Annotated in this window: 9 protein-coding genes; 1 reads left to right on the plus strand and 8 read right to left on the minus strand. The window is 36.3% G+C overall.

Translation table 11 applies throughout. From position 1 onward, the window contains the following. Nucleotides 1–234 precede the first annotated feature (234 nt). A complete protein-coding gene (locus tag ACKPCA_RS08855; protein ID WP_321282506.1) occupies nt 235–948 on the plus strand; it encodes a hypothetical protein in 714 nt (237 codons plus the stop codon). A 273-nt stretch (nt 949–1,221) separates the two neighbouring features. On the opposite strand, the gene ACKPCA_RS08860 is transcribed toward ACKPCA_RS08855, so the two are convergent. From ACKPCA_RS08860 to glpT, 8 genes are all read right to left on the minus strand, one after another. Further along, entirely contained in the window at nt 1,222–1,944 is a 723-nt protein-coding gene (locus ACKPCA_RS08860) for a TorF family putative porin (protein WP_157471363.1), read from the minus strand. Nucleotides 1,945–2,127: 183 nt separating this feature from the next. Beyond that, the gene (locus ACKPCA_RS08865; protein ID WP_054717440.1) at nt 2,128–2,862 is read right to left on the minus strand and encodes an MIP/aquaporin family protein; all 735 of its coding nucleotides are present in this window, start codon (nt 2,860–2,862) and stop codon (nt 2,128–2,130) included. A 150-nt stretch (nt 2,863–3,012) separates the two neighbouring features. Continuing rightward, complete coding sequence (gene glpK / locus ACKPCA_RS08870) at nt 3,013–4,512, minus strand: glycerol kinase GlpK (RefSeq protein ID WP_321282507.1); 1,500 nt, start codon at nt 4,510–4,512, stop codon at nt 3,013–3,015. 345 nt (nt 4,513–4,857) lie between these two features. Beyond that, a complete protein-coding gene (locus tag ACKPCA_RS08875; RefSeq protein WP_321282508.1) occupies nt 4,858–6,420 on the minus strand; it encodes a glycerol-3-phosphate dehydrogenase/oxidase in 1,563 nt (520 codons plus the stop codon). Between the two features lie 23 nt (nt 6,421–6,443). Beyond that, nucleotides 6,444–6,620 (minus strand): hypothetical protein, encoded by a 177-nt coding sequence (locus ACKPCA_RS08880; protein ID WP_157471361.1) that lies wholly within the window; start codon nt 6,618–6,620, stop codon nt 6,444–6,446. A gap of 405 nt (nt 6,621–7,025) precedes the next feature. Next, nucleotides 7,026–8,366 carry an OprO/OprP family phosphate-selective porin gene (locus ACKPCA_RS08885; protein ID WP_321282509.1) on the minus strand — a complete coding sequence of 447 codons (1,341 nt, stop codon included), beginning with the start codon at nt 8,364–8,366 and terminating at the stop codon, nt 7,026–7,028. A 36-nt stretch (nt 8,367–8,402) separates the two neighbouring features. Next, nucleotides 8,403–9,713: a glycerophosphodiester phosphodiesterase family protein gene (locus ACKPCA_RS08890; protein ID WP_321282510.1), complete on the minus strand. Its 1,311-nt coding sequence runs from the start codon at nt 9,711–9,713 to the stop codon at nt 8,403–8,405. 57 nt (nt 9,714–9,770) lie between these two features. Further along, a complete protein-coding gene (gene glpT, locus ACKPCA_RS08895; protein WP_321282511.1) occupies nt 9,771–11,108 on the minus strand; it encodes a glycerol-3-phosphate transporter in 1,338 nt (445 codons plus the stop codon). Between the last annotated feature and the right edge of the window lie 81 nt (nt 11,109–11,189).

Raw genomic sequence — 11,189 nt, forward strand, 5'->3', positions numbered from 1 at the left:
TAAAGTGCGATAAGGTTGCGCTAAAATTACAACTTTTTTATCTGACATTTAAAATCCACTGAATTTAAAGCAAATAGAACAATCAAATTTTAAAAATGAAAAAATTAAAGCAACCATTTTAATGTTCCTTCATCATGCAAGTGTAAAAGCTTTTAAAGAGACATACCCGGGAGTTTTGTCTCAACAATTTATTAAATCAGAAAAATCAGGATTACTGATAAAAAATTAAAACAAATGAATAATTTAAAAACCATAGGGGCATTGCTAATTTTAGCAGTAAGTATTGTTGCATGTGACAGTAATGATTTCGACAACACACCAAATTTACAGGCAATTGGTGATGTGTATGTAAGAGTTAAAAAAAGTGGTGATGACACAGTGTATGCACCGGTATTTTACACCTATTCAAATTTCTCGATGAATGAAGTTGATGTAGAAGGTCCAACGGATAGCAATATTGAGAAAAATTTAAGCCAATACAATAACAAAATGGCTTTTAGAGCGGTTCCTACAGAAAATGATTTTACAACCGATGATGTGGAGAATGGAATTTATCAGTTTGACATTACCGCTGAAGATCTTGAAACCTATACCATTAGCGATAAATTACTTGAAGATAGACTTGAACCAGTTAAAATTACTGAGTTTAACTACGACAAAACATTACATTCTATCCAGATTGACTGGGATGATGTAGAGGACAGAGATGTTTATGTAGTTAAAATTCATAATCAAATGGATGGAGAAATCATTTATGTTTCAGATCGATTGCTAGCATCAAATCATAGAGTAACTGCAGATGGTACTAACAACTGGTCTGATTTCACTACTGAAGAAGGTGCAACCTATGTAGTTGGGGTTTATGCCTACAAATTCGAACTTCCTTCTGCGGCATCAGGCTATGATATCAATTGTGAATCGGTTGAATACCGTGAGATTGAATGGTAATTGAAAATTCTTGATGCTTGTGCAAGCAATTTACTTTGCCATTCTGGAAATTCAGAAATGTTAAAGGTATAAGCGACAAGCAGCAAACTCTCAAGAATACTTAAATGATTAAATAATCACATAATCAATGCTGTGAGCTGTATGCTCCAAAATAATTTTCAACGAAAAAACTCGCTCTCCTTTCGAAGAGCGAGTTTTATTTTAATCGCTAATAATTGAACCAGATGTTCGGTTTTTATGGAAATTAATACAAGGCTTAATCAAACTTGATGATTAAAAGCCGATACCTAAAATTAGGTTTGCAGTCTCTGCTTGTGGATTAATAGCAACTTTAGCCCAGGCATTTAATGAAAAACTCTCTGTAATTTTAATTTTTCTGGTAGCTGTAGCTCCGATATTTACAAAACCAAAACTCTCGCCATAAACCTGATCTTCGAAAGCATTTAAACCTGCAAATAACGAAATCTTTTCACCTCCAATGGTTACTGGATATCCAAACTCAACGTAAGTTGAATAGTTTTGGTCACCATTCTCATCTAAATCGCGACCATAAAGCATAGTACTTACCGAAAGACTTAAAGGAAATTTCTCAGTAAAATAGAAGTTAAAACTTGCATCAATCAGGTGGTTTGTTGTAGCTCTATCCAAATCAAGATAGTTGTAATCATCAATAGAAGCTCTATCGCGGTTTGCAAATAAATCCCAAACTGCAATGTTAAAATGATCGTTAAACTTATATCCTACGTGAAAATCGAACTCTGAGTAGGTATTATCAAATCCATATCCACCCCATGCTCCAAAAGTGAAGTTGTTGTTGGTATATGCAAGATCCATTTCGAAATTGGCTGTATTACTTACCATGATACCTCTCCAGTAATGACGGGTAGTTACCGATGGACTAACTGTTACTTTTCCTTGTGCATTTACGTTCATATTAGACGCAAATAGTATTATAAGAGTAAATAATACTGATAGTTTTAAAACTGATTTTTTCATTAGATTAATATTTTATGGGCTGTAGAGATCCAGAAGGTCTCGATTTCAAGATCTCCACAGGGTTAAAAATGTAGTAGTGTTATTTAATTCTGAGTGTTATGATTGTATCAATTATCCTAAAATTTTACATTTACCTAGCTTTGAAATCAAGTCTCCGCAGATAACTGATAACTAATAACTGACTTACAAGCTCATGAATAAGAATGCTGCTACTGCCGCTCCTACGATTGGTGCAATAACTGGAACCAAAGAATATCCCCAGTCGCTACCACCTTTGTTATTCATAGGAAGAATAGCATGCATGATTCTAGGACCAAGATCTCTTGCAGGGTTAATTGCATAACCAGTAGTTCCACCTAAAGAAAGTCCAATAGCAACTACTAAAAGAGCAACAGGCAAAGCACCTAAAGTACCCAATCCAACCTTAGCTCCCTCAACACCAGCAGCTTCGAAAGAAGGACCTGCCAAATAGAAGATTACAAACATCAATACAAATGTTCCGATAATTTCGCTTATCGCATTACTACCGAAGTTACGAATAGCAGGACCAGTTGAGAAACAAGCTAACTTAGCTCCACCATCTTCAGTTGAGTTAAAGTGGTCACGATACATTAGCCAAACAAGGAATGCTCCGAATGCCGCACCTGCCATTTGTGCAACGATAAAAAGACCTACCTTTGACCAAGCAAACATACCTGCTACAGCCAAACCTACTGTTACAGCTGGGTTAATATGTGCTCCGGAAATCGGACCTGCAACAGCTACTGCAGTAAATACTGCTAATCCCCATCCCATTGTGATTACGATCCAACCACTGTTATTTCCTTTGGTATTATTTAATACAACATTTGCTACTACACCGTTACCTAATAATATCAGCAACATTGTTCCTATAAATTCTGCAATAAATTCACTCATGACTTTATGGTTTATTTAGTAATTGTTAATGTAAAGAATGCCGGAACTCACTCTCCTTCAGTTCTTCCTTCTCTTTTCCGGCATTGGTTTAAAAATATTTAACCTGAGATCAATCCTATCAACCAATATCAGGTTATTAGATGTTGAAAATTAAGCTTCTGTATCCCAATTTTTCGAACGACTAAGGGCTTTATCCCAGCCTTTAATCAAGTTCTCAGATTTGTCCTTAGGCATTTCAGGCTCGAACTTGCGATCCATTGCCCACTGGCTCTTAATTTCATCAACACTATCCCAATATCCAACTGCTAAACCTGCCAAGTATGCAGCACCTAGTGCAGTAGTTTCAAGAGTTTTCGGGCGGTAAACTGGTGCGTCTAATACATCCGACTGGAATTGCATTAATAAGTTGTTAATTGCAGCACCACCATCAACACGTAATTCCTTAATTTCTATTCCAGCATCAGCTTCCATAGCTTTCAATACGTCTCTGGTTTGGAATGCGATACCTTCTAAAGCAGCTCTTGCGATGTGAGCAGAAGTAGATCCTCTTGTTAATCCAACAATTGTACCTCTGGCGTACTGATCCCAATGAGGAGCTCCTAAACCTGTAAGAGCAGGAACAAGAAATACACCACCATTATCTTCTACTGAACCAGCCAATTGTTCCACTTCTGGAGACGATTTGATAATTCCTAATCCATCGCGTAGCCATTGTACGATAGCTCCTCCCATGAAAATACTTCCTTCCAAACAGTAAGTAGTTTCACCATTAATTTGCCATCCAATGGTAGTTAATAAGTTGTTGTTTGATTTTACTGGAGTAGTTCCGGTATTGCAAAGCATGAAACATCCTGTTCCATAGGTATTCTTCACAGATCCTGGTTTAATACACATCTGACCGAAAGTAGCAGCTTGCTGGTCACCTGCAATACCAGAAATAGGTACCTCATGTGCGAAAAGAGTAGTTACTGTATGTCCGTATACTTCTGAAGAAGATTTAACTTCTGGAAGAATGCTGGCAGGAATGTCTAGAAGTTCCAACATGTCCTTATCCCACTCCAAAGTTTTGATGTTATAAAGTAAAGTTCTACTTGCGTTGGTTACATCTGTTACATGCACTTCCCCTTGAGTCAATTTCCAGATTAACCAGCTATCGATAGTACCAAATGCCAATTTACCAGCTTCCGCTTTTTCGCGAGCTCCTTCAACATTATCAAGAATCCACTTTACTTTAGTTCCTGAGAAGTAAGAATCAATAATCAAACCTGTTTTATCCTGAATCATATCGGCATGACCTTGTGCCCTTAATTCATCACAGTATTTAGATGTACGGCGATCTTGCCAAACGATTGCGTTGTAAATTGGTTCACTGGTTTCGCGATCCCAAACAACTGTTGTCTCTCTCTGGTTAGTGATACCAATCCCCGCAATGTTTTTGCCGTTAGCTCCAGCCTGGGTAATTGCTTCAGCTGCTACACCTGCTTGTGTAGACCAAATCTCGTTCGCATCATGCTCTACCCATCCTGGCTGAGGGAATATTTGGGTAAATTCCTTCTGTGCCACGCTCACCATCTCGCCTTTTTTATTGAAAACGATTGCTCTGGAACTTGTAGTTCCTTGGTCTAAAGCTAAAATAAACTTGTCTTCCATAATTCAATTAATTTGGGTTATTGTGTTATAAAAATATGTGTCTTTCCGAGTACTCAATTCCAATAGCTTACAAATTGTAAACGATTGCAATTTCATGATAAAAATTTTTAATCCTTCGGATTAAACGCACAAATCCATATTTATACAGATTTGATTAGGGTTTTAGGTAATATGTAACACATCACATTCAATAGAAAATGTAGGACTATGAGAGCAAGGCAATATCGTGCCAAAACTAACAAATTGATTAATAATATTGTAACAATTAATAAAATCAGTAGTTATAAATAACAGACTAAGAACTACCTTTAATAAAACCCTTGCTCAATTTGTCCTACATTTTTTTCATTTCAATATGTACTGGGCTGCCAAATCATTAAATTTCTTTATCTGATCATCCTCCCATTGTTTATCGTATCCAAGTTCTTTTGCCATTAACTCCGCAACTTTTGGAGCCATTCTAACACTTTCTTTTGCATCAAGAAGTAAAGCACGAGTTCTGCGAGATAAAACATCTTCTACTGTTCTGGCCATTTCATACCTTGCCGCCCAAACAACTTGTACATTCAATACTTCAAGCTCTTTGCTTAAATATTCATTCAGGCCATCTTCTTGATTTGCCAAATCCAAAATCTTCTCCTCATCCGAGCCATAGAAATACATCGGATTGCTTAAATCTGGATTTTCTTTATATCCGTGAATTCGTAAATTTCTTGTTACTGATTTTTTCTGCTCTAAACCAGCTGTTTTAGCAACAGTATTCATTACATCTTCAGCCATTTGGCGATAAGTTGTCCATTTCCCACCAGTTAAAGTTACCATGCCTGATTCAGACACAACAATCTTATGTCCTCTTGAAATCTCTTTGGTTTTTGCACCTTCTTGGGTTGGTGCAGCCAATGGTCTCAAGCCAGCAAATACACTTCTTACATCTGATCTTTTAGGTGGTTTTTCCAGGAATCTGCCTGCAGTTTCCAATATAAAATCAACTTCCTCTTCCAACGCCTTCGGTTCCAATTCTGCTTTATCCTTGTGCACATCAGTTGTACCAACCACTACTTTGTTGTGCCATGGTACTGCAAATAATACACGTCCGTCACTTGTTTTTGGAATCATCACAGCATAATCGCCTGGAACAAATTCCTTATCTAATACCAAGTGAACACCTTGACTCACCTTTACGATATCTTTCGCTTTGGGTTCGTCCATTTTAATAATTTTATCAACAAAGACTCCTGTGGCATTTAAAATAGCCTTCCCTTCTATTGTGTAAGTCTCATTACTTTCCAGGTCTGTAGCCTTTACTGCTGTAATTTTACCATTGTTTTTCACCACTCCGGTAACTTTCATATAGTTGATAGCCACTCCTCCATTCTCCACAAATGTTTGGCACATGTTTATTGCCAATCTGGAATCATCAAACTGCCCATCATGATAAACTACTCCACCGCTAAGCTTTTCACTTTTAAGAGTTGGTATGTACTTAAGCGTTCTTTTCTTTGAAAATGGTAAAGATCTTCCATAACCTAACTTTCCAGCCATTAAATCATAGAGCGTTAAGCCTAAAGTATAATATGGAGTTCCCCACCAAGTATAATTTGGAATGATAAAAGATTGATCTTTTACCAAGTGAGGAGCATTTTTCTTTAATAGCCCTCTCTCACGTAAAGCTTCAAGAACCAAAGAAATATTTCCTTGAGCAAGATATCTTACGCCACCATGAACCAATTTTGTACTTCTGCTTGAAGTACCTTTAGCGAAATCATCTTGCTCAAGAAGTAAGGTTTTGTAACCACGTGTCGAAGACTCAATGGCTGCACCCAAACCAGATGCTCCTCCACCAACAATGATCACATCCCATTTCTGATTTGCACTCTTTACTTCTCTTAACATCTTTCCTCTATCCATGACTGTACAACCTATTGATTCTTCTACAATTCCTTTTCCCAATATTCCCAAATACTTCCTTTCGCTTCTTCTTCATCCTGAGTAACCTGTTCTTTTTGTCCAGACAAAATATCTAAGAAAAAAGAATAAAGGCGATCCCCCATTTTCATATCAAATCTTACTTCTTCCATAGTAGTATTAAAATATAAATCCGAATACATAGTACATTGTTTTACTATGTACTCTTGTCAAAAAAAACGGAAGCATTCTTCCTATTCATTTAAGCAAGCTTAAAAAAGGATATTCCTATTCGAACTTGACACTTACAAAGCTAAATAAAATACTTAGTTATGCAAGGTGCTTTGCAAAGAAATAGTCTGTTTTAATTTAGTCTAAAATACAAAACCATCTCACAAACCCCATATTCACTGCCGAAGGCGCATTTTATTTTTTTTAAACGACAAGTGTAAAAAAATAAAAAAGAGACCTATTCCATTTAGAAAGGGTCTCTTTTCCTTAAAAAAATCTATTTAAACAGGTCTGATATTGCCTTTGAATTTAAATTTGATAAAGGGAAACTTGCTTGCTTCTAGCTAAGCAAGTTTCGCTTATATAAAAGCAATCTCTTAAAAATTAACTTGAATTCTTCCTTTAAGAACTCCAATGTTTTTATCTAATGGGTGCTTCTGATTATCAACATCCATATAGTCATAGTTCAAGCGGAACATTACATTAGAACTTAAGTAGTAATTTACAGCTAAGCTATAAGTATCAGCTTTTCCACCCTGAATACTCATGTTACCAGCTCCACCTAAAGCAGCATTTAAATCTGCAGGGCCATAAGCTCCGTTAAAATAAGTTCCATCAATATCATTCAAATCTGTATGATCGTAACGTACAAGAAATTCGAAAGCACCAGCTTTAGGTCTCTTAATGTATGCTGTTGATGAATTATACTTATAGTTATCTCCTAACAAAAATCCAGCTTGTACATAGTAAGCCTTAGTTTCGATATCACGAAGCTCACCATACCAATCAGGATAATCCTGAGGTTTTACCGGCCATGCATAAGTAACGTAATACAATGGGCCATCTTTCATTAGTTTTGACACATAATCATCATCACGAGTAACTTTAGCCTGAGTATATTCAGCCTGAAACATAAAAGGACCATTCAATGCTAAAGTTTGGAAATTAAATCTCATATCAGACTGTGCTCCATTCATTGTAGCATTTAAAAACTTGTGCTCAGGACCAGCTGCAAACTCAACTACACGGTTGTAATCATCATCGTTGAAGCTTTCGCTAAAACCATTAGCTTCAGGCTTTCTGTAGGTAAAAGATCCTCCCAACTGGAATACGAAATCATCGTTTTGAATTGGAGTATAAGCAACTTTAGAAGTGGTAGAAAACCCTTGATCACCTTTATTGTTGTTATCAACTGTACCTGCAAAAATACCAGTTGCTCCATAGAATTTTTGAGTATAATAAGTATATCCCAAACCAACTCCACGACCAATACCCATTGCTTGAGTTGTATTAGAAGCACCAATAAATCTTAGGTTTTTACTTGATTCTGCAGCTTCAATTCCAAATGGCTCAAAGAAGTTACCCACAGTAAAAGTACTGTTCTTTTTGTGGTGATATCTTAAGAATGCATCTTTAATTTTCACCTCATCATTACCAAAACCAACATTAATCTTAGCACTCCATTTTCCCCATCTTACACTTGTTCCAAATCGAATATCATTAATTGACACATCAGAACTTAAATCAGTAACATCATCAAAATAGTGAACACCATCCATATAAATTCTACCATTAATACTTACCTGGTATTCTTTATCTGCAGAAGTCAATTTAATTCCTCCATTCGGATTTTCTACTGAGATTTTATTTTCCTGAGCATTTGCTCCAGAAGCTAACACTCCCGTTAATAAGGCAGCTATATATAATTTTTTAAACATATTACTTTTGCTTAATAATTTGTAAATAGAAATTGATTAGTATCCTAAAGCGTCTAATACCTCTTGAGCAGTACCAATTACTTCACGCTTCTGGTAATTCATTGAAAGGTCTGTTAGGTTAGTAAATCCACCATCGATAAACATATTTGAATTTACATCGTAATTAAAGTTTCCTTGTACAGTTCTATTTGGATCTTCGAAACGTGAAACACCACCGTAGAAGTAATCTCCATTATATTTTCTTAACTGATCTTCAGTATCGAATGAGTATGCATGAATAAGCATTCCTGCTCTGTGATACATTTCACACATCCAAGGTTCAGTAAGATCTGGGTATCCATTAGGCTTACCTTCGATTGAAGGACCGACAATATGACAATTGTATTCTACCGAAAAGTTGATGAATTCAGCTAAAGACTCAATTGTATTAGATGGTCTTACATATGAAGCACTTTCATCTTCCCATAATAACATACATTTTGGTACCCCTGGTAATTCTCTTTCAAGATTAACAATTGATTGTCTTGAAAAAGACTGTAAAATGAATCGTCCATTTGTGTTCGCTACGTCAACTTTTCCAGGTGTTGTAGGAATAGTTTTAGGAGAAGCAGTTACATTCCATCCTTCTGTAGTTAAGAATTTTGCCAAATCAGCTTCCATACCTGAGAATAGGTAAGGCTCTTTAGTCTCAGCATATACACCTGGGCGGTTACCATTGTCCTGCGGATCAGCCTCGAATTCATAATATCCTGCCCACTCGCCAGCTTCAGTAAGTCTGGTCATATCTTTCACTGGCTCTCCATTCACATCTCTTTTAATTCTGTATCCTTCTGCAATTTTCATTACTTCTTCTAGAGTAGAAATTTTCTCTCCAACAAATGATTCTCTTGCATTTTCAGGTACCGCAACATTAAACCAAGCACCTGCATCAAGTTTTCTCAACTCAGCCAAAGTAAAGTAGCTTACAGGATAATCTTCTTTACCTGGGAAAACACTCTCAATATTTGATGTTCTTCTTAAGTTATCATCATGAAGAGCTAACAATACACCATCTTTTGTTCTTTGTAAGTCAATTTCAAGATAGTCAGCCCCCATATTTCTTGCCCAACGGAAAGCAGCTTCTGTCTCTTCAGGAGCCCAAAAAGTTGAACCTCTATGTGCAATTACAATATCATTCTTAACGTAATCTCTTACTACTTTAGCTTCAGCACTTAGCTCCTTTAATGGATAAGTTTTGTAGTAGTTAAATTCATTGTAATCTGGTGTATCATCTTCACACCCTGCTAAGCCTATAGAACATAAGGCCATCGCACCTAATATTAGGTTCTTAAGATTAAATTTTTCCATATTATTTAAATTTTGAAGGTTAATTTCTATTTGTGATTAAATCTTTACTTCCGAATTTTAATGATGTATTCCGTTGTGTCCTCTTATTTCTTGTATCCACGAAATGGCAATAAAAAGAATAGATAATACACAAGCTCCAAGAAGAACTATAAATCCACCTGTCCAACTCCATTTATCAACAACTGCACCCATTGCAATATTGGCAAAAAGAGCACCGCCCATATATCCAAACAATCCTGTTAAACCAGCTGCTGTACCTGCAGCTTTTTTAGGCACCAAATCAAGAGCATGAACACCAATAAGCATAACTGGACCATAGATTAAAAAACCTATACAAACCAATGCGATTGAATTTGCTACTATAGAGTCACTTGTCCAGTACATGAAAACTGAAATGGTAACAAATACCATATAAATAATACTTACTGGAGCACGTTTCCCTTTAAATACACTATCACTTAAATATCCACACAAAAGAGTCCCTGGTATTCCAGCCCATTCGTAAGCAAAATATGCCCAACCTGTTTCTTCAATTGAAAAACCTTTAGCCTCTTCCAGATATAATGGAGCCCAATCTAACACCCCGTAGCGCACCAAATAAACAAAAGCATTCGCTATAGCAATCATCCACAAAAGTCGGTTCTTAATGATATACTCTAGAAAAATTTGCTTTGCAGACATTTCTTCTTCAAACTTCTCTGAGTATGAATCGGGATAATCATTTTTATATTTTTCGATGTTTGGTAAACCACATGATTGAGGCGTGTCTCTTATTAATAACCAAGCAATAAATGCAACAAATAATGCAACAATGCCAGGAAAATACAGTTTGGCCTGCCAATCAACAAAAATTGCCACACCTAAAATCGCCAAAGGTCCTATGATTCCTCCTCCAACATTATGAGCTACATTCCAAATCGACATTTTAGTTCCACGTTCGCGAATAGAAAACCAGTGCACCATAACACGACCACAAGGAGGCCATCCCATTCCCTGAAACCATCCATTCAACAATAAAAGAACAAACATGATGGCTATTGACGATGTCGCAACAGGTAATATCCCCATAGCGATCATTGTAACTGCTGACAGTACTAATCCAAGAGTTAAGAAACGACGAGCATTACTTCTGTCTGAAACATTACCCATAATGAACTTGCTCAATCCATATGCAATTGATACTCCAGACAATGCAAATCCTAATTCAGTTTTAGAATATCCTAAATTCACTAAATCTGGCATTGCCAATGAGAATACCTTTCTCACAAGGTAATAACCTGCATATCCCAAGAAAATCCCAACAAACACTTGCAGACGCAATCGTTTGTAAACCGGGTCAATTTTGTCCACAGGCAACAACTCTTTATGAGCAGCTGGCTTTAAAAATCCAATCATTTTAAAATAAATTAATGGTTATTGTAATTTTGAATATTATTAATTTTCACATGAGCATTATTTACAACTCGCACTTTCAAA

The organism is Marinifilum fragile (assembly GCF_963677365.1).
Classification (GTDB): Bacteria; Bacteroidota; Bacteroidia; order Bacteroidales; family Marinifilaceae; genus Marinifilum; species Marinifilum fragile.